The 20,631-nt window shown below is 38.9% G+C and carries 18 protein-coding genes, 1 tRNA gene and 1 pseudogene; 12 read left to right on the plus strand and 8 right to left on the minus strand.

The genetic code is table 11. From position 1 onward, the window contains the following. Positions 1-269 precede the first annotated feature (269 nt). Together SJ312_RS08595 and SJ312_RS08600 are read left to right on the plus strand one after the other, a co-directional pair. Entirely contained in the window at positions 270-896 is a 627-nt protein-coding gene (locus tag SJ312_RS08595) for a response regulator (protein ID WP_004262426.1), read from the plus strand. Positions 897-903: 7 nt separating this feature from the next. After that, complete coding sequence (locus SJ312_RS08600) at positions 904-4,521, plus strand: response regulator (RefSeq protein WP_319867436.1); 3,618 nt, start codon at positions 904-906, stop codon at positions 4,519-4,521. Positions 4,522-4,664: 143 nt separating this feature from the next. Here SJ312_RS08600 and arsC read toward each other — a convergent pair whose 3' ends face one another. The 4 genes from arsC to SJ312_RS08620 all read right to left on the minus strand — a co-directional run bounded on the left by arsC (position 4,665) and on the right by SJ312_RS08620 (position 7,874). Beyond that, positions 4,665-5,096: a glutaredoxin-dependent arsenate reductase gene (gene arsC, locus SJ312_RS08605; RefSeq protein ID WP_319867438.1), complete on the minus strand. Its 432-nt coding sequence runs from the start codon at positions 5,094-5,096 to the stop codon at positions 4,665-4,667. A gap of 10 nt (positions 5,097-5,106) precedes the next feature. Continuing rightward, the gene (locus tag SJ312_RS08610) at positions 5,107-6,396 is read right to left on the minus strand and encodes an arsenic transporter (protein WP_110592217.1); all 1,290 of its coding nucleotides are present in this window, start codon (positions 6,394-6,396) and stop codon (positions 5,107-5,109) included. A gap of 129 nt (positions 6,397-6,525) precedes the next feature. Beyond that, complete coding sequence (locus tag SJ312_RS08615; protein WP_004262433.1) at positions 6,526-6,858, minus strand: metalloregulator ArsR/SmtB family transcription factor; 333 nt, start codon at positions 6,856-6,858, stop codon at positions 6,526-6,528. A 485-nt stretch (positions 6,859-7,343) separates the two neighbouring features. After that, on the minus strand, positions 7,344-7,874 hold the full coding sequence (locus SJ312_RS08620; protein WP_096863249.1) for a GNAT family N-acetyltransferase: 531 nt from the start codon (positions 7,872-7,874) through the stop codon (positions 7,344-7,346). Positions 7,875-8,309: 435 nt separating this feature from the next. On the opposite strand from SJ312_RS08620, the gene SJ312_RS08625 reads away from it, so the two are divergent. Together SJ312_RS08625 and SJ312_RS08630 are read left to right on the plus strand one after the other, a co-directional pair. After that, the gene (locus tag SJ312_RS08625) at positions 8,310-8,588 is read left to right on the plus strand and encodes a nitrogen fixation protein NifS (RefSeq protein ID WP_110592218.1); all 279 of its coding nucleotides are present in this window, start codon (positions 8,310-8,312) and stop codon (positions 8,586-8,588) included. Between the two features lie 319 nt (positions 8,589-8,907). Further along, positions 8,908-9,396: an isochorismatase family protein gene (locus SJ312_RS08630; protein WP_004262441.1), complete on the plus strand. Its 489-nt coding sequence runs from the start codon at positions 8,908-8,910 to the stop codon at positions 9,394-9,396. A 212-nt stretch (positions 9,397-9,608) separates the two neighbouring features. Here SJ312_RS08630 and SJ312_RS08635 read toward each other — a convergent pair whose 3' ends face one another. Further along, a complete protein-coding gene (locus SJ312_RS08635; RefSeq protein ID WP_004262443.1) occupies positions 9,609-9,947 on the minus strand; it encodes a hypothetical protein in 339 nt (112 codons plus the stop codon). Positions 9,948-10,320: 373 nt separating this feature from the next. Here SJ312_RS08635 and SJ312_RS08640 point away from each other — a divergent pair. Next, positions 10,321-10,605: pseudogene (locus SJ312_RS08640) on the plus strand (site-specific integrase); the annotation flags it as partial. A gap of 21 nt (positions 10,606-10,626) precedes the next feature. On the opposite strand, the gene SJ312_RS08645 reads toward SJ312_RS08640, so the two are convergent. Further along, positions 10,627-10,703: transfer RNA gene (locus tag SJ312_RS08645), tRNA-Arg, on the minus strand. Between the two features lie 187 nt (positions 10,704-10,890). Between SJ312_RS08645 and folD the strand changes: the two genes are divergently transcribed. From folD to fruA, 5 genes are all read left to right on the plus strand, one after another. Beyond that, positions 10,891-11,748: a bifunctional methylenetetrahydrofolate dehydrogenase/methenyltetrahydrofolate cyclohydrolase FolD gene (folD, locus tag SJ312_RS08650; RefSeq protein WP_096863250.1), complete on the plus strand. Its 858-nt coding sequence runs from the start codon at positions 10,891-10,893 to the stop codon at positions 11,746-11,748. Between the two features lie 18 nt (positions 11,749-11,766). Then, entirely contained in the window at positions 11,767-11,979 is a 213-nt protein-coding gene (gene ybcJ / locus SJ312_RS08655) for a ribosome-associated protein YbcJ (RefSeq protein WP_094960990.1), read from the plus strand. 446 nt (positions 11,980-12,425) lie between these two features. Then, on the plus strand, positions 12,426-13,586 hold the full coding sequence (gene fruB, locus SJ312_RS08660) for a fused PTS fructose transporter subunit IIA/HPr protein (protein ID WP_206277281.1): 1,161 nt from the start codon (positions 12,426-12,428) through the stop codon (positions 13,584-13,586). Continuing rightward, the gene (gene fruK / locus SJ312_RS08665; protein WP_004260245.1) at positions 13,583-14,527 is read left to right on the plus strand and encodes a 1-phosphofructokinase; all 945 of its coding nucleotides are present in this window, start codon (positions 13,583-13,585) and stop codon (positions 14,525-14,527) included. Before fruB ends, fruK begins: the two co-directional genes overlap by 4 nt. A gap of 11 nt (positions 14,528-14,538) precedes the next feature. After that, positions 14,539-16,233 (plus strand): PTS fructose transporter subunit IIBC, encoded by a 1,695-nt coding sequence (gene fruA / locus SJ312_RS08670; protein WP_319867445.1) that lies wholly within the window; start codon positions 14,539-14,541, stop codon positions 16,231-16,233. Between the two features lie 54 nt (positions 16,234-16,287). Here the strand turns inward: fruA and SJ312_RS08675 are convergent, their stop codons facing one another. Together SJ312_RS08675 and cysS are read right to left on the minus strand one after the other, a co-directional pair. After that, the gene (locus tag SJ312_RS08675) at positions 16,288-17,349 is read right to left on the minus strand and encodes a protein-tyrosine phosphatase family protein (RefSeq protein WP_319867447.1); all 1,062 of its coding nucleotides are present in this window, start codon (positions 17,347-17,349) and stop codon (positions 16,288-16,290) included. Positions 17,350-17,655: 306 nt separating this feature from the next. Then, the gene (gene cysS / locus SJ312_RS08680; RefSeq protein WP_004260257.1) at positions 17,656-19,044 is read right to left on the minus strand and encodes a cysteine--tRNA ligase; all 1,389 of its coding nucleotides are present in this window, start codon (positions 19,042-19,044) and stop codon (positions 17,656-17,658) included. Between the two features lie 266 nt (positions 19,045-19,310). Here cysS and ppiB point away from each other — a divergent pair, with 266 nt between their 5' ends. Further along, on the plus strand, positions 19,311-19,805 hold the full coding sequence (gene ppiB / locus SJ312_RS08685) for a peptidylprolyl isomerase B (RefSeq protein WP_004260260.1): 495 nt from the start codon (positions 19,311-19,313) through the stop codon (positions 19,803-19,805). Positions 19,806-19,815: 10 nt separating this feature from the next. Further along, positions 19,816-20,541, plus strand: coding sequence for a UDP-2,3-diacylglucosamine diphosphatase (gene lpxH / locus SJ312_RS08690; RefSeq protein ID WP_004260263.1), 726 nt, complete (start codon positions 19,816-19,818; stop codon positions 20,539-20,541). Positions 20,542-20,631 lie beyond the last annotated feature (90 nt).

A 20,631-nucleotide genomic window follows, 5' to 3' on the forward strand; every position in this document is an offset into this window, starting at 1 on the left:
CTATTGTATTTTCCATAAAACAGTAGAGACATCTGAACACAGCCACAGTGCATAGGTGTATTTTGAGAGGAATAGCCATAAAATGTAATAAGACAAAAAAGCAATTTATGTAAGTTAATTATTAAATTTATGACAGATAAATATTACAAAAATATACATTGCAGCAAATTCAAACGCTCATTAAACTAATAAAAAAACAATTAATTTTTCATTTGGCACCTGCACCTATGTTCATCGCGCTTTAATTTACTAGCCAGAAAGGGAAAAACATGAAAACAGTACTGATAGTCGATGACCATCCAGTAGCACGGCTTGCTGTAAGAATACTATTAGAAAAAGATGACATGACCATTGTAGGGGAAACCGCTGATGGCCATGAAGCTATCCAACTTGCTAAAACTCTCTCTCCCGACTTAATCATGATAGATATAGATATCCCATCACTTAATGGGATTGATGTCATGCAGCGATTGCGTAAAAATAACTACACGGGAGGGCTTCTTGTGTTATCTGCAAAAGATGATGACCATTACATTCGTCGCTGTGCAAGTGTCGGTGCCAGTGGTTTTATTAGCAAACGCAATAACTTAACGGAACTACATGTCGCAATTCATGCGATTAGAAATGGATATGGCTACTTTCCACTTAATCTGAATAAAATGGATGCTTCCCCTAGTAATCATCTTAATGATAAACAAAAAATCGCCGAGCTCTCCACAAAAGAGCTACAAGTCTTACATTTACTGGCTAAAGGGATGAAAAGCATTAACATTGCACAACAAATGCGCATCAGCGATAAAACTGTTAGCACTTATAAAAGACGACTAATGCTTAAATTAGATCTTCATAATATTGCAGAGCTATACGACTTTATTCAACGCAATAATTTGGATTAATATATCGATGCGTAACCTAATCCTAATAGTTTGCTTGCTTATTGGTCTGTTTCCTTGCTCATTTTCTGCATTCCAACCTTATGAAGTCAGACTTTATAGCCAAATTGAAATTCTCCCATCAAAATTTGAATTAAGTGATTATGATTGGAGATGGCTAGGAGAAAAACAAGAATTAGCGATTGGTGTCTACGCTCCTAATAACCCCCCCTTTGATTTAGTATTAGAATCAGGAATTTATAAAGGGATTTCTGCAGATAGCATTATGACCATCATGCGTAACTTAGGTTTGCGTTTCAAAATCATCTACTATCCCGATAGAGATATGGCATTACAGGGCCTGCTCAGTGGCAAGATAGATATGTTAGCTGATGATGGTAAAAGGCAAAGAAACGAGAGCTATGGTTTTCTCAAAAGCGCTCCATATATTCCTGATTATCCTGTACTTATTTCACGAAAAGCGGCAATGTCCAACAAGCATCCCATACCTCATGGTGCTCGTATTGCTACCGTTCAAGGCTATCCAAGCAATGAATGGATCAAAAAATATTTTCCTGATGCTAAAATCGAACGTTTTCCTTTACCGCAAAATGCGTTATCTTCCGTCGCATTTGGTGAAAATGATTATTTCCTAGGCAGAATGATCGTGGCTAATTTTTTACTTGAACGCCACTATGCAACAACATTATCCACTGCTGAGATTTTCTCTAATGAAAATATTGGCCCAGTCTTTCTCTTCCATCCTAAAAATGCGCAATTAAAGCGTACTGTGGATATCATTTTAAGCTCAATATCATTAGCTCAGCATGATATTATTTTCCATCATTGGAGTTCAAAACCCGATTTATGGGCACTAAAACAATCTGTGGTATTCACACAAAAGGAAATAGATTGGCTAAAACAACACAACGAGTTAAAGGTCGTCATTAATTCACTAAATGCCCCCTTCACATTTTTTGACTCACAGAAACAATTTCATGGCCTTTCTGCAGATATACTTAATCTCATCCATTTCAAAACAAATATTAATTTTAAAGTCATTGAAGCAAGCTCTGAAAAAGATGAGATTGCTTTATTGAAAAAAAATAAAGGGGATTTCATTGCTTCAATTACAAAAAATTCAAGAAATGATAAAGAATTACTATTTACTCGTCCTTATGTTCTTCCCCCATTTGTTTTAATTGTTAGAGACACGCCATTAGCCCACAAAAAAATTGCTCAGACAGCAAAACTTGCAATTACCCCTGACAATGCAATTCACGACTGGCTAACAAAGAACTATCCTCAAGTGGAATTAATTGAAGCTCAAGATACCTATACTGCTTTGCAAATGGTCAATGAAGGAAAAGTAGATGGTACCATCGAGAATCTTATCAGCGCTCACTATATGATTGACCGATATTTTCGTAGTCGATTAAAAATCAGCGAACAATTAAGCGAGGATACAGCTTATATATCGTTTGCCGTAGGACGTGACCAGCCTGAGTTATATAGCATATTAGATAAAGCGATTGCATCTATTCCGCCGAGAGATATATCAGTATTAACTAATAAATGGCTAGGCTCACCAGATGTTAAAATGGATACATGGACAGTATACCGCACCGAGTTCTACACATTAGCTTGCATTGCCACTATTCTTATTATTACCTCTTTAATATGGAATTATTATTTACATCGTGAAATTCGATTAAGAAAATATACACAAAAACGCTTACAAGAACAGGCTATATTCTTAGAAACTCTTTATAATGGTACTCCTGTTCCTATTTATGTCATTGATAAAAGCGGAACGATAATAAATAGTAATTCAGCATGGGAGAGTTTTTTCAGCCCTGATAATGAAAACATAAAACAACTTTCATTGACATCACAACAACACCCGCTATCGACAATTTATCAAGAATTGCATTCTCTTTTCGATGAGCCTAATAGGCTAGTTTCTCCGCCTAAACGTTATCAAATAAAAAATAGAATGGGTGAAAGGGTCATAGTGCATCAAGCCGTCGCATATAGAGACAATCAAGGCAATATCTCTGGCCTTATATGTAGTTGGCAAGATATAACTGAACATGAACAGCTCCTTATCGAGCTCTCTAGTGCTCGCCAACGCGCAGAACATGCAAGCCAAACAAAAAGCAATTTCCTTGCTATCATGAGCCATGAAATTCGTACCCATATCAGCGCAATTATTGGGTTATTAGAATTAGCCGCCACGAATAAAAATCAGCAAGATGATATAACAGAATCAATTCAAATACCGTATGAGTCCGCATTATCATTGATGGGACTTATAGGCGATATTTTAGATATGGCAAAAATTGAGTCAGGAAAACTGGAACTCGTTCCTGAGTGGGTAAAAAGTAATGAATTAGCAACTCCCGTTGTCCGTTTGTTTGAAGGATTAGCTAAACAAAAAGGTATTTCTCTACATTATCATCTTAATGCAATCCATCCTGATGAAATATATATTGACGTTTTTCGACTACGTCAGGTTATTTCCAATCTACTTAACAACGCAATTAAGTTTACTTCAGAAGGAACTATTGAAGTTATCATTAATTATCTCCCCCAAAACCATGAAGAAAATATTTTAAGGATCATTATTTCTGATACAGGAATGGGAATTGAAGAGAACAGACAAGAATTGATTTTTTCCCCCTATACCCAAGCTGAATCAAGCAGTAAACATAAAGGAACAGGTCTTGGCTTAGCTATTTGTAAGCAACTTATATCCATGATGAATGGGACTATTACCTTATACAGCCAATTAGGGCATGGCACTCAATTTTTAATAGATATCCCCGTCAAGCATCGTAAAAACACTAGAGTTTCGCTTCCGACACTTTATAAGACCACAAAAAATAATAAACGCTTACGAATACTTGCCGTTGATGACCATCCTGCAAATCGCCTGCTATTAGTACGTCAATTAACAAGATTTGGTCATCATGTCACTGAAGCAAAGAGCGGGAAACAAGCCCTCGAATTATGGAAGAAAAATGCAATAGACATCGTAATTACCGATTGTAATATGCCTGATATTGATGGGTTAGAATTAACTCGGCAACTACGGGAAATATCCCCCCAGACTCTAATTATTATTGGATTAACTGCAGATGCAAGGCAAGAAGAACGCCAACGCTGTATAGAGGCGGGTATGGATGACTGCCTATTTAAACCTTTACGTCTATCTCAGATTGAAGCCCTGCTATTACGCTGCACCCTTCAACAAATAGAAGAAGATACAGAAGAGCCCATTCCACCAATGTTAAATAGTTTAATTAATTTAGATGCATTAATGCAGTTGACTCAAGATGACCAACAGCTATTAAATAAATTACTTCAAACGAGTCTTCAAGAAAATATAGAAGATATACAACAAGCAGAACGCTTATTCGAAAAACAAGACTGGCTTAATTTAGCGCATTATTGCCATCGTTTAGAAGGTTCTAGCCAAATTATTGGTGCTAAAAAAATCGCATTAGAATGTAAATTACTAGAAGAGTACTTCCTTACTGGTAATACATCTGATGAAGTAATATTACAATTTAACCAAACAATGCGATCAATCAAAACCTTAAACCAAGCTATTGAAATATATATCACTATGCCGCTTCAGCGCTAGATTTCCATGAGATGATTAGCAAGAAAATAGGGAACCGATAGCTAACGTGAATAATAGTTAGTTGTATTGTGTTCCCTAGAACAAGTTTTATTTAATTACATAGATAAAACACTCAACTTTCTTAGATTTTAAACTAATTAACCTCATTCTTTTTTGTGTTTTACATGGTGATTACTAATCACTATTTGACCATCTTCCTTGATGAAATCACTTGTAAGAGGTTGAGGCAAAATATCTAACACAACTTCAGAAGGCCGACACAACTTTACGCCTAACGGCGTGACGACAATTGGCCTATTAATCAATATTGGGTATTGCAACATAAAATCAATAATTTGGTCATCAGTATAGCTATCTTTTTTTAAATTTAATTGCTCATACGGCTCAACATTTTTTCGTAATAATGCCCTTACCGTAATTTTCATATCGGCAATAAGTTTTATTAACACATCTTTAGTTGGTGGCGTTTCTAGATAATAAATAATCGTCGGCTCAACCCCACTATTACGGATCATGGCTAGGGTATTGCGCGAAGTACCGCAATTGGGGTTATGGTAGATGGTAATCTCATTCATTGGGTTACCTTTAATTTAACAGTGAAAGTCGAAGCACTAACGCAACGAGTGTGATAATGAGTACAGGGATAGTCATGATAATCCCTGCTTTGAAATAATATCCCCATGTAATGGTCATGTTCTTTTGTGATAAAACATGCAGCCATAACAATGTCGCCAAACTCCCTATTGGGGTGATTTTAGGACCTAAATCTGCACCAATCACATTGGCGTAAATCATCGCTTGTTGAATTAACCCTGTCGCTTCACTCCCTTCAATGGATAGAGCCCCAATTAATACCGTGGGCATGTTATTCATTATGGATGATAAAAATGCCGTAATAAATCCAGTGCCTAGCGTTGCTACCCATAGTCCTTTATCAGCAAGATAATTGAGCGTTTCAGAAAGATAATCGGTTAGCCCTGCATTTCTTAAACCATAAACAACCAAATACATACCTAGGGAAAAAATGACGATTTGCCACGGCGCACCACGTAATACTTTTTTGGTATTAATCGTATGGCCTCTGGCCGCAATCACCCAAAGAATTAAGGCGCCAATAGCGGCAATCGCACTAATCGGAATACCTAAAGGCTCTAAGACAAAAAAACCAACAAGTAATAACACTAATACAAGCCAACCTGCTTTAAACGTCGTTATGTCTTTAATAGCTAAAGCAGGTGCACTCAATTTAGTGGCATCATATTGCTTAGGAATATCTTTACGGAAAAACCAATGCAACGTCACGAGCGTTGCGATAATTGCTGCAATATCCACTGGCACCATAATTGATGCATATTCCGTAAATCCAATATTAAAGAAGTCCGCAGAAACGATATTCACGAGGTTCGAAACAATCAGCGGCAAGCTCGCTGTGTCTGCGATAAACCCAGCAGCCATAACAAATGCCAATGTCGTACCTTTGTTGAAACCAAGTGCCAATAACATCGCAATCACAATGGGCGTTAATATCAATGCTGCACCATCGTTGGCAAATAAAGCCGCCACCGTTGCACCAAGTAGCACGATATAACTGAATAGTAATCTTCCTTTACCCCCGCCCCACTTAGCAACATGTAATGCCGCCCATTCGAAGAAACCACTTTCATCTAAAAGTAGGCTAATAATAATTACTGCAACAAATGTCGCAGTGGCATTCCACACAATATTCCAAACTATCGGGATATCTTGAAAACTGATCACACCAAAGATCAGTGCCAATACAGCCCCGACTGTAGCACTCCAGCCAATACCCAGTCCTTTGGGCTGCCAAATAACAAAGGTGATCGTTAAAATAAAAATGAATGCGGCAATAAACATAACAACCTCATTTAAAAGGTGCTTTCGTGCACCTTTTACTCCTCTAAAATAAGCCTTATCGACTATATGTATTTAATACTTATTGAATCAACATATACGAATTTTCATATGCGTTTAGTTAAAAAATCACTAAGAGCAATGATTATTTATCTCTTTTGCATTCAAACTTTGAAGTAAGCCTGACACTCTATTTTTCTCTGTAGCATAGGTGACATCAATAATGCTTTTTACCCATGGTAGTAATGCCGGAGATAAGCGATAGTGAACCCATTTGCCATGCTTTGAATCTAACAGAAGACCTGACTCTCTTAGCATTGCTAAGTGCCGAGATGTCTTTGGTTGCGATAGATTTAAAGCCGTATAAATATCACACACACACAGTTCACCAGCTGCTTTCAAAAGCAGCACGATATCGAGCCTTGTTTGGTCACCTAAAATTTTAAACAGTTGTAATGGTTCCATGTGTACCTCTTCAATCTTTTCTTTAAATTACACATAAATAATACATACGTCAAATCGCATATATTATTTATGAACTATTTTGATTTTTTGCACTAACTGACTGGCGCATGATGAACAGTCGCGTTTCCATGATAATCAATACATTTAAGAAACTGATATAGCTAGACGTCAGTTGAACGAAGAAGGGTTAAAGGCCTACAGGATTCAATATAAAACCATAACCAATTGATTATAAATACTTTAAATTCATTAAATTTCGTATTATGCCCCCTTTTTATTTTATGACTCAAAAATTAAGAGGTTTAAGCTTCTATTTTCCCAAAACCACCAACATTGCAAAAACATCATCAGTTAAAGCTTTTATTGCAGATAATGAAACTCCAACCAGCCCCCCTACTCGTGTTTTCCACAACTCCGTTTCAAACGGAACCGTAAAATTAACACTAGTGCGATTTCAAATGACGGCAGTGATTAACCAATCTTATTTAAACTTCATTTTCAGGCTTTAGCTTGAACATGATGGTAGTTGATTCAAGGTCACCATTAACTGATTGAGCAAACTCAGGGATTTCACCGCTAACCTGCCATCCTAGAGAACTATATAAGCTAACAGTTATTCCTTTGGTATTTGTATCTAATGTTAAAAGTGCCAATCCTGTTTCCCATGCTATTTGCTCAGCCGCTAGCATTAGTCTCCTTGCTAGCCCTTTGCGCCTGTAATCAGGTAACACCAATAACTTACAAATTTCCCCTCGATGTTTACCATTTGGTTTTATACATAGCTCAAGCCCAACGACACCAACAATTTTATTGTCTACCTCTACTGAGATCAGCTTAAAATTACTTGTTGATAAAGAGTGATTAACACCAACCCAATAATTTCTCATATCCTCTATTTGAGCTTTTGCGTCAGTATACCCAACACTAGCCCCACCAAGGACGCATCTATACAATAAATTGGTCAGCTCATCTATTTTGTTATCGCTTATTTTGCCACTATAGCAACGTATAATCATATTTGCGCCTCAATAAGTGTGTCATTGCACAACAAGTTAGTAGATTAACTATGAATTAATTGAGCACACAAGTAACTAAAATTTTATAGATATATTTGAAATTGCCTCGGTAACTTCGGAGCAAATGATCTGGTCATCTTAAAGAGGGTCAGTTAAAGGTAGGTAGCTATCCGCGCTCCTGTTAGCTGATAACCATTAAACCATCCATAGTGCCTGTAGCGATTACATTGTTTTCTTTCTGACAGGTCATAAGCTCGTAGCTATATCTAAGTAACTAAAACTAAACAAGTGACGGTAACAATAAAATTGACACCTACATTAATGAGTATAATAATCATTTTCATATATGGGGTTTATCTTAGGGAGCAAAATGGAAAAGAATAAAATTTATTTAATCTATAGCCGAAGCCCTACACTTGGAAGAACAGCGTTCCCATGGGTTATACAGTTGATAACTATGTTTCAGCCCTACAAAATAAGATAAACAAAATTAACTTAGATTGGGAAGTTTACCCTGATAATACAGAGTCAGACATAGAAAAATTAATTTCTCAAAATGCAAAACTGCTCATTTACACTCCAGGTCTAAGGTTTCAATTTAACAGAACGGGATTTGATAAAAATAATATTATCTACCTTAGCTCAATGGAATACGCTAATAACGTAATCTCTCGTGCTTTAAAGAGAATTAATGAAATAGATAAAACACAATAAGATAGTTTGCAGTAGACCACATGCGGGATTATACCGCATGTAGATATAATCTATTGATAATGCTTAATTTGTCACAAAACCAGAATAATGATAATTGGTCATCGTTTCAGTGACCAATGGCAATAGGCAGCAACACATTGTTTTTATTACTAACGATCACTGTGATCTCTTTAAACCTTAGCGTAACCTCACCGTTACTGGCTTAACCCTTGCTGTAATCTTGCCGATTATAATTGATATTTAACACTCAAAAATTATTGTAATTTCTATCGTCCTATTTCATATTCAAATAGAACTTAACTAAAATTAATGAGGCATTATGGACAAGGCATTAATTGTCATTGACGCACAAAATGACTATCTTTCTGATGGTCGGTTTCCCTTATGGAATATTGATACTACTTTGGAGCATATATCCAATAAAATTTCAGAGTATGAAAGAACTGGTGATATTGTGATTTTTATTCAACACTTATCACCACAAGGAGCCGTTTTTTTTGATGAAACAACAGATGGTTGTGAACTTATCTCTAAACTCACTAGCTTATCTCCAGGCCATTTGATTGTGACTAAAAAGCATGGTAATTCCTTTGATGAAACAAATCTCAATGACTTGCTTATAACCCATAATATTAACCATATCGAATTATGCGGGATGATGACTCAAAATTGCGTCCTATTTACTGCTATTTCTGAACAAGCAAAAAAATATAAATTATCAGTATTAGGTAACTGCTGTACAAGCGTCTCACCTGTAATTCATGCTGTAGCACTGAGGGGCTTATCTAGAATAACGAATGTTATTTAAATTACTATAAATACTCACCAAAGCTACGTACTCGTAGCTTTCTTTCTATTTTCTTTGCTGTAACTTATTGATATTTATTCAGAGGACCAAATTGTCCTGCAGGTATCGCAATACTTATCTGCATTGTGGTTACTTTTATCTCATGGGCATTATTAGAGTATTGCCAGCCAGTGACGAGCCACTAATTTCAGAGTCTCTTAATGCTAGATTAACTATTGAACAATATAATCAGCGGTCAATATCATTATATTTCCACCATGTCCGTTGCAATCAATCCTAACTACATGTTTTGGTGTCTGTGTTATTAATGTGTGCGCGTTTTCAAAATGAGTTATTGATGTCAATTTATGATCGATTGCGCCAGATGTATAAATAGCCTCTACTGATAGCTTACATAAATCATAGTTCATTTTTTCAGCATAAAGAAAATCCCAATCACCATAATTAGACCTTTTTCCATCTGCTACTAATGGGTCAATACCATTACTAGAATGTGCATAAAAACCAGAGCAGGCAATCATTAACAAGCTAGCAACTATGTATCCTTTCATCTCACCATCCCGTCAATTAGTTTCAGTCATGTTAGCTTAGCGGAAGTGCAAATTAAAGTTAATTAGTTGGAGGCACATAGCCTGGGAACATAGTCAAAGTGCAATGCGTTATTAGAAATATGATTACGGCTAACACCGTCATCCCAACCCAAGGATTCCATGGTTTCATTGAAAATCTCCATTTTTCATTGATAAAACATCATCCTGGAATGTTGGCATTTGGAGTTATAGTCATAGTGCATTTTGCTATAGCGAATATAATAGAGAAATATATTAAGTACCCAAGCCAATTACGTATATCCCCCTCCAGTTGTATAGAAAACAAATACTAGGATAGATACAGATTTCAGGCAATAACCAGCAATACCCCTAGCAAGTTGATGATAATAACGCTTGGTATGCAGGATTAAAAAGAGCAGGAATAGAAAACTTCCGCTTTCATGACTTGCGGCATACATGGGCTAGTTGGTTAATTCAGTCTGGCGTCCCGCTTTCAGTTCTACAAGAAATGGGCGGCTGGGAGTCGGTTGATATGGTGAGAAGATATGCTCATTTAGCACCTAATCATTTAACTGAACATGCGAAGCAAATAGACACGATTTTCGGTACTTGCGTCCCAAATACGTCCCAGTTAGCAAAAGTGGAGAATTTTAAATGATGGTAAGTGATTGAAAATTAATGGTACGCCCTACAGGATTCGAACCTGTGACCTACGGCTTAGAAGGCCGTTGCTCTATCCAACTGAGCTAAGGGCGCATTGATAATGCAGGCAGCCTATCTGGCTGATGGCGTTGAATTATACGGTTGCTGAGCGCTGAGTCAATGGCTTTTCGCTACTAAAATAACTATATGCTCATTTTATGTAACAGTTTGAACTGACAAGGGCGCTAACTTCTGACAAAATAGAGCCATTACCGTGTCTCATATATGGATTAAGTTACAGATGTTAGCAAAAATTATTGATGGGAAAACGATTGCGCAGACAATTAGGCAGGAAGTTGCCCAAAAAGTACAATTACGTTTAGAACAGGGAAAACGTGCTCCCGGTCTTGCCGTTATTTTAGTCGGCGCTAACCCAGCTTCACAAATCTATGTCGGCAGCAAACGCCGCGCTTGTGAAGAAGTCGGTTTTATTTCACGTTCTTATGATTTACCAGATACAACGACAGAAGCTGAATTACTCAAGCTAATTGATGATTTAAACCAAGATGCTGAAATTGATGGAATTTTAGTTCAATTACCATTACCTGCGGGTATTGATAATGTCAAAGTCATTGAGCGCATTCATCCAGACAAAGACGTTGATGGTTTTCATCCCTATAATGTTGGTCGCTTGTGCCAACGTGCACCACGCCTTCGTCCATGCACTCCCAAAGGGATTGTTACTCTACTTGAGCGTTGCGGTATCAACACTTATGGTTTAAACGCCGTCATTATTGGCGCATCCAACATTGTTGGTCGTCCAATGAGCCTAGAGCTTCTGCTAGCAGGTTGCACCACAACAGTAACGCATCGCTTTACCAAAGATTTAGAACACCATGTTCGCCATGCTGATTTAGTTGTCGTCGCTGTGGGGAAACCCAATTTTATTCCTGGTGAATGGATTAAACCTGGAGCGATTGTGGTCGATGTCGGTATTAATCGTTTAGAGAGCGGCAAAGTCACGGGGGATGTCGATTTTGACGAAGCCGCGAAAAACGCCGCTTGGATAACCCCTGTTCCTGGTGGTGTTGGCCCAATGACTGTTGCAACTTTAATTCAAAATACCCTTCAGGCATGTGAAGAGTACCACGATATTTAATGTAATTTTGGAGTTATCATGGATATATTCAATTTAGATGGCCATCCACACGTCGAACTGTGTGATTTGCTAAAAATTGAAGGCTGGGCTGAAAGCGGAGCAATGGCAAAAGCCATGATTGCAGATGGCTTAGTTGAAGTTGATGGCGTGGTCGAAACACGCAAGCGCTGTAAAATTGTAGCGGGTAAAATCGTTTCAATGGGCAGCGAAAAAATCAAAGTTGTAGAATAGATACAATTAGGTAAGCTGAAAAATTTCAGCTTACCTCCTTTCTAGAATCAACAATGCACTCCCCCTCCCTTTAATTCAAAATATTCTGATTTATTACAAGACTGACAAAGCCATTTTGAAGTTCTAGAAGAATTTTTTCTTTAAATCATTTTTACTGTATTAAGCATTTAAGCAATCAAATATATTGAAAAACTAATTTATTGTTTTATATAAATAAAAACTTTCAGCAACCACTTCAGCTTTAACTTAAAACAGATAAAAAATGCGAAAATCACCCCTTAAAAAAATTTAACTTAGATCTCATTTTTTGTATTTCACATCTTAACTGCATAGACAAGACTAAACGATTCAGCTAATCTTGTTAACGATAACATGATTAACAAATAATCAGGTCCGCTTGCAAGTCTTCTGGCTGATCCGTCTATGAATAATAATCAGGAGAAATTATGTTTAACTTACCAATAAGTGATATCCACCTTGCAGCTGCTGCATCTGATAAAAAAAATGCAATAGAACAAGTCGCTAAGGCATTAGAAAATGCTGGCTATGCAAAAAGCGGTTATGCGCAAGGGATGCTTAACCGAGAAACCCAAGCTCCTACCTTTTTGGGAAATGGCATCGCTATCCCACACGGGACAACAGAGACACGAGACCAAGTGTTGAAAACAGGTTTTGCTGTTTTCCAATTCCCTGATGGTATTGATTGGGGTGATAACCAAACTGCTTATATTGTTATTGGCATTGCCGCTCAATCAAACGAACATCTCGAATTACTTCGTCAATTAACCCATATAATCAGTGATGAACACACAGCGGATGCAATGGCCAAAGCAAACACTCCCGAAGCCTTAAAACAACTTCTAATGGGTGAACGCCAAACTCAACCGGTGAAACTTGATGACTCTATGGTCACCGTTAATGCCAGTGTTGATAATATAAACACATTAAAAATACAGAATATTATTAACCTACAAAACGCCCAAGCTGTTAGCACCGACTTCATTACCCAAGTTCTCACTCAAACACCTTCATATTTAGGTCAAGGTATTTGGTTAAGTGATAGCCCTATTGGAAATATTCAGAATGCAATTGCAATAGCGACCGTAAAAAATCCATTTAACTTTCAAGATAACCCAGTCAATGCCCTGATCACCCTTTCTTATGCCAACTATCAAATAGAGTCTTTTTTACTAAAAATTAATGACTTATTGAAAAATAAAGAAGTAAATCTAATTTCCGATGATGGTAACGTTAACAGCCTAATTGGTTTATTGCGCAGTGAAAACTCACACGAAGAAAACGGATCATCGGATACGAGTACATCTGGAATCACTCAGGACTTCACCATTCTTAATCCACATGGGTTACATACGCGCCCTAGCACCCAGTTAGTTACCACCATTAAGCAATTCGAAAGCACAATTACCGTCAGTAATCTTGATGGTACTGCAACTCCCGTAAATGGCCGTAGCTTAATGAAAATTGTTAGTTTGGGCGCTAAATGTGGGCACCGTTTACGAATTCACGCAGAAGGCACAGATGCACAAAAAGCCATCGTTACCATCGGTGAGGCAATTAATTCAGGTCTTGGAGAAGAAATCGCATGAGCAGAAGAGTCGCCACTATCACTTTGAACCCCGCCTATGATTTGGTTGGGCTATTACCTGATATTCATCGAGGTGATGTGAATTTAGTCAAAACGGCTGGGCTTCATGCCGCTGGAAAAGGCATAAATGTGGCCAAAGTACTTAAAAATTTAGGGATTGATGTCACTGTTGGTGGTTTTTTGGGCAAAGAAAACCAAGATGGTTTCCAAAAAGCTTTCAGCGAAACAGGAATTGCTAACCGCTTTCAAGTTGTTGAAGGCCGCACCCGTATCAATGTGAAACTGACAGAGCACACAGGCGAAGTTACCGATTTTAACTTCTCAGGCTTCAGTGTCACTAAAGCGGACTGGCAACGTTTCGTCACCGACTCACTTAGCTGGGCAGGTCAGTTTGATATGATTTGCGTCAGTGGGAGCTTGCCTCAAGGAGTTGATTTAAAAGACTTTACTCAATGGATGTTACGCCTTAGAGAACAGTGCATGTGTGTCATTTTTGATAGTAGCCGCGAAGCCTTTGTCGCTGGGCTCAAAGCTTCTCCTTGGTTAGTAAAACCTAATCATCGTGAACTTGAAATTTGGGCAGGCAAACCGCTCCCAACTCATCAAGATATCGTTGATGCCGCGAATCAACTTCGCCAACAAGGTATTGCGCATGTAGTAGTTTCTTTAGGCGAAAAAGGCGCTATGTGGGTCAATTCATCAGGCGCTTGGTTTGCTAAACCACCTGAATGTGACGTTATTAGTACCGTTGGCGCAGGGGATTCAATGGTTGGTGGATTAATTTATGGGTTAATGATGAGGCAAACAAGTGAGCACACACTACGCTTAGCTACCGCTATCTCCGCGCTTGCAGTCTCTCAACCCAATGTCGGTATCACTGACCGAGCGCAACTTGCACATATGATGACAAAGGTTGACTTACAACCGTTTACGGCTGAATGAGGATGAAAAACATGAAAATATTAATCGCTCCAAGCCACCAGCACGGCCCTGCTATTTGCTGGCTAGCCATCGATGCTTTAAAGAATGTATCTGCCTTACAAAATATCACTTTCACTGAACAACTTACTGATGCAGATATTGTGATTTGTTTTGATACCGAGTTACCTGAAAATTTTAATTGTGCAGATAAAAAAATCTATTTCGGTCACCCCGATATCGCTGTTAGGCAACCTGCTGAATTCCTAACATCAGCAATTAATGAAGCCGCACTTTGTGAGCAACACATCAGTGAGCCACAACACACGAAATCGTACTCTGTATTAGCCGTTACAGCTTGCCCTACAGGGGTTGCACACACTTATATGTCCGCAGAAGCACTTGAAGCTGAAGCAAAAAAACGCGGCTGGAATATCAAAGTTGAAACCCGTGGTTCTGTCGGGGTTGGGAATGAAATTACGCCAGAAGAAATTGCACAAGCTGACTTAGTCATTGTCGCAGCTGATATCGAAGTCAATGTGGATAAATTTGCGGGGAAACCCATGTACCGCACCTCCACCAGTGCCGCATTGAAGAAAACAGCACAAGAAATGGATAGAGCAGTAAAAGAAGCGAATATATTCACGCCACAAAGCGGAAAAACATCATCGCAAGCGAGTAGATCGACAGAAAAACGTGGAGTGTATAAGCACTTACTTACCGGGGTATCATATATGCTCCCCATGGTTGTCGCTGGGGGATTATGTACTGCGCTTTCATTTGCATTTGGCTTAGATGCATCCAATGTAGAAGGATCACTGGCTTGGGCGCTTAGCCTCATTGGCGGGCAAACTGCCCTTGCCTTAATGGTCCCCGTGTTATCCGGTTATATCGCCTATTCCATTGCCGACAGAACGGGTTTAACCCCAGGTTTAGTCGGTGGGGTACTTGCAACCACTTTAGGCGCCGGTTTCTTAGGCGGGATCATTTCCGGTTTCCTTGCGGGTTATAGTGCTCACTTTATTAGCACCCGATTAAAATTGCCACAAACTATGGAAGCGTTAAAACCAATTTTAATCGTGCCACTCATTTCCACTTTATTTACGGGTTTAGCCATGATCTATGTTATTGGTCACCCTGTAGCGTGGTTAATGGATTGGCTAACTAACTGGCTAAATACCATGGGGACGACTAATGCGGTGATCTTAGGCGCAATTTTAGGGGCGATGATGTGTACGGATATGGGAGGCCCTGTCAATAAAGCGGCATATGCCTTTGGTGTCGGTCTATTAAGTTCACAAACCTATGCACCAATGGCGGCAATTATGGCAGCGGGGATGGTGCCACCGCTGGCAATGGGTGTTGCAACACTATTAGCACGACATAAATTTGTACCTGCTGAACGCGAAGCGGGTAAAGCCTCTTTTGTTCTCGGTTTATGTTTTATTTCAGAAGGTGCAATCCCATTTGCCGCCAAAGACCCGATTCGTGTTCTTCCTACTTGCATTATTGGTGGCGCAATAACAGGGGCGCTATCCATGTACTTTGGTATTCAGCTAATGGCACCTCACGGTGGTTTATTTGTGCTGTTAATACCCGGAGCTATTAATCATGTATTGATGTATTTATTCGCGATAGTGGCTGGTACGGTGGTTTCAGGTGTGCTTTATGCCATTGTCAAAAAAGCAACACCTAAAGAAGCTCAACAAGAAATGGCGAGTATCGCTTAATCACACCAATTTAAGTTTCATTCCCCCCTTAATTGGGGGGTATTTCAATAACTTTTATTGTGCTAATTTTTCATCATTTAATAATTTTTCAAGTTCAAGCAATCCCTTAAATTGTTCCTCGTTTTGAACCATCCTGTCACAACCCGTTTTACGCATATCCATAATAATCTCCTGTACGCTCAGTTTATTATTAGGTTTAATTAACTGCATTGCTGCTGCAACTTGCCCTGTTCGACCAATACCAGCGGCACAGTGAATGATTGGTAACAATTTATCTTTATCATTGATCGCTCGGCTACCAGCAAATTTATAAAATTGCCTTTTTTCCTCAATGCCAGCTGCCATATACTTAGCTAATTCTTTTAATTCTTTCGTACTTGCGGTTGTTTTGTCAGTCCAATTTTCAACATGAATAACTGGAATATTAATGGGTTTCTTATCATAGGTCAGCTTCATACTGTAGTGTTTTACATTTAAACTACCAATTTTATTTGGCTTACCATCACCCGGCTGAATTTCTTTTGTGTTAACTTTCATCCTGCCATACGTACCATTCACCCGAAAATATGGCGGTAACGTTCGTCCCTGTATATCCATATTAGACGATAGAATACATAGCATAGGGGTTCTATTCTCATATAACATCTGTAACTGATTCTCTATATTTTTAGGATATTGTGACCGAATAAATAAATTATCATCACCAACTTTTACCCTATTTGCTGGTAAGCCAATCTGAATACCGGCACTATCCGTGATACAAACTTGCGTTTCTTTAGCCGTTTTAATATCAGAAAAACGAGCGCCTTTAACTTCTTGTTGGTCACAATATTGGAAATTTTGCAGTTTCGTGAATTCTTCTAGTTTATTAAAGTTATCAATATATTTTACTGATTGAGTAGCCAGTGTTGAAGTAGCAGCATCCCATTCAACCGCTGGGTTTGAATCAACCGTTCTAGAATTAAAAGCATAACGAGGGGCTATAGTTCCATCTTGTTGATGGCTGACTGTTTGCCTCGAAAAAAACCCAGTAATCAGATCCCTAATAAAAATACTCGATCTTGTCGATGTCGTATTCTGAGGCGTAGGTACGGTGGTATTTTTAATGTGACTCATACTATCCGATATTCTAGCCCTTGCAGATTTATATTCAGTATTAGCGCCTAGCCCAAGACTCATTGTTCGGATTGGGATGGGTGGTGGTGTATTATTGTCCTTGCGGCTTGATTCCATTTGTTTTTCCTTAGTTAGCAATTAACAGTCTAATCAATCGGTTTAAATTACATATTACGTGATCCGATTATTACCGCTCCATTACGTAAGTTCTTTCAAATTTAGCCAACACCAATAAAAAACCCGCTAACATTACCTAGTGCTGGTAGCGCTAAGTACTGTTAACGGGCTAATTTTTAAATGTAAAACTTACTTACGGCGCCAAATAGTTCCTTGTGCGCTATCTTCAAGCACAATCCCCATGGCAGTAAGTTCATCACGAGCCGCATCCGCTTGCGCCCAATCTTTATTCTTACGTGCATCTAGACGTTGTTGAATTAATGCCTCGATTTTTGCCACTTCCGCATCATCTTCAGTTTGTGCGCCGCCTTTTAAAAAGACTTCTGGGTCTTGTTCTAGTAAACCCAGCACGCTTGCTAACTCACGCAATTGTGCAGCCATACCATTTGCTGCTGACATATCTTCTGATTTCAGGCGGTTAACTTCACGAACCATATCAAATAATACCGAATAGGCTTCAGGTGTATTAAAGTCATCATTCATCGCTTCAATGAAACGTGCTTTAAATTCATCACCACCAGCAGGTACGGCTGACTTATCTGTACCACGTAATGCAGTGTACATACGCTCAAGTGCTGAACGTGCCTGCTTCAAATTTTCTTCTGTGTAGTTTAATTGGCTGCGGTAATGGCCTGATAACAGAAAATAACGCACTGTTTCTGCGTCGTAATACTCAAGTACGTCACGAATAGTAAAGAAGTTATTGAGAGATTTAGACATTTTCTCTCTGTCTACCATGACCATACCGGAGTGCATCCAGTAGTTCACGTAAGGGCCATCATGAGCACAGGTAGATTGAGCAATTTCATTTTCATGGTGTGGGAACATTAAATCAGAGCCGCCACCGTGAATATCAAAATGGTTGCCTAACGTTTTACTGTTCATTGCCGAACATTCAATGTGCCAGCCTGGGCGACCTAAACCCCATGGGGATTCCCAACTTGGTTCGCCTTCTTTAGACATTTTCCACAAGACGAAATCCATTGGGTTGCGTTTTACATCAGCGACCTCGACGCGAGCACCTGCTTGCAACTGCTCTAAATCTTGGCGAGATAATAGACCGTAATTTGGGTCGGTTTTGACTTCAAACATCACATCGCCATTCGCAGCGACATAAGCATGACCACGCTCTATCAAGCTTTGGGTTAATTCAATAATTTCACCAATATGACGCGTTGCTCGTGGTTCGCTATCAGGGCGTAAAATATTTAAGGCATCGAAATCTTTGTGCATTTCAGCCAACATACGCGTTGTTAGCGCTTCGACGCTTTCATTATTTTCTGCTGCACGTTTGATGATTTTATCGTCAATATCGGTGACGTTGCGTACATAATTTAAGTCATAACCCAAATAACGTAAATAGCGGCTAATTGCATCAAATGCCACAAATGTACGGCCGTGGCCGATATGACACAAGTCGTAGATAGTGATGCCACACACATACATCCCAATCTTCCCTGCGTGGATGGGCTTAAACTCTTCTTTTTGACGACTTAGTGTATTAAAAATTTGTAGCATCTGAACTTTTCCATTTATTTGAAAAATGATTATCGATTTCTACCGATAAAATATCATGTTATTGAACCCCGATCACCTTAAGAATGCAAGGGTTTACCCGCTTCCTTTTCAGTTTATTGATTAGGTTTAATACACATCTATTATGCTATAAACGGCCGACTAAGCTTCCTTCCGCTTCAAGTCAGGTTTTATCTGTGATATAAACGTGCTGATCTTAACGCTTTCGCAAGTTAGCGCACAAAAAACAATTATTCAGGATAGCTATTATGGTTACATTTCATACCAATCACGGTGACATTGTTATCAAAACGTTTGACGATAAAGCACCCGTTACAGTCGAAAACTTTTTAACTTACTGCCGTGAAGGTTTTTACAATAATACCATTTTCCATCGTGTTATTAATGGTTTCATGATCCAAGGCGGTGGTTTTGAGCCAGGAATGGAACAAAAAAACACTAAAGCGCCTATTAAAAACGAAGCAAACAACGGTTTAAAAAATACCCGTGGTACTTTGGCAATGGCTCGTACTAACGACCCTCATTCAGCAACAGCACAATTCTTTATCAACGTTGTTGACAACGACTTCTTGAACTTCCGTTCAGAGCGTCCAGATGGCTGGGGCTACTGTGTATTTGCTGAAGTCGTTGAAGGCATGGATGTTGTTGACAAAATCAAAGGTGTTTCAACTGGCCGCAGCGGGTTCCACCAAGACGTTCCACGCGAAGACGTCATCATTGAAAAAGTGACTGTCAGCGAGTAAACCTGAACGCATGTCCACTTACATCATTGCAGATTTGCATTTGAGTGAAGATGAACCGGCGATCACCGCCGGTTTTATTAATTTTATTCAACAGCAAGCCATCCATGCCGAAAGCCTATATATTCTCGGTGATTTTTTTAATTATTGGGTGGGCGATGATGATAACAATCCGCTACATCAACAAGTTGCCAACGAACTCAAACAACTCACTGACCGTGGAATTCCCTGCTATTTCATTCATGGAAATCGGGATTTTTTAATCGGTCAACGCTATGCGAAACAGTGTGGCATGACCATACTCCCGCAGGAAACATTGCTCGAACTTTACGGCAAGCGCATTTTAATTCTGCATGGTGATACATTATGTATTGACGATGCTGCCTATCAAAATTACCGTAAAAAAGTTCATACCCCTTGGGTTCAACGGCTGTTTTTGTTACTCCCTCTTTTTGTGCGTCGCCGTATCGCGCAAAAAATGCGCCAAAATAGCCAGTATGCAAGCAGCATGAAAGCCGAGTCGATTATGGACGTCAATTCACAAGCCGTTATTGATGCATTACAAAGGCACCAAGCGCAATGGATGATCCATGGTCATACTCACCGCCCTGCTATTCATGAAGTAAATATTGGAGGCAAGTTGCATTATCGGGGTGTATTAGGTGCTTGGCACTATGAAGGTTCCGCCTTTGTAATAAACGAGCAAGGTATTGAACTGATTTTCTTTCCTTTCGAGTAATTTTGCCTAACGAACCATTTTTAATATATCGCCACAACTGTTTGCTCACTTATTAATCACGCAAACGTTTTCCTTGCTGCTTTACCATGA

The sequence above is a fragment of the Providencia sp. CIM-Carb-044 genome, from assembly GCF_033901115.1.
GTDB lineage: Bacteria > Pseudomonadota > Gammaproteobacteria > Enterobacterales > Enterobacteriaceae > Providencia > Providencia hangzhouensis.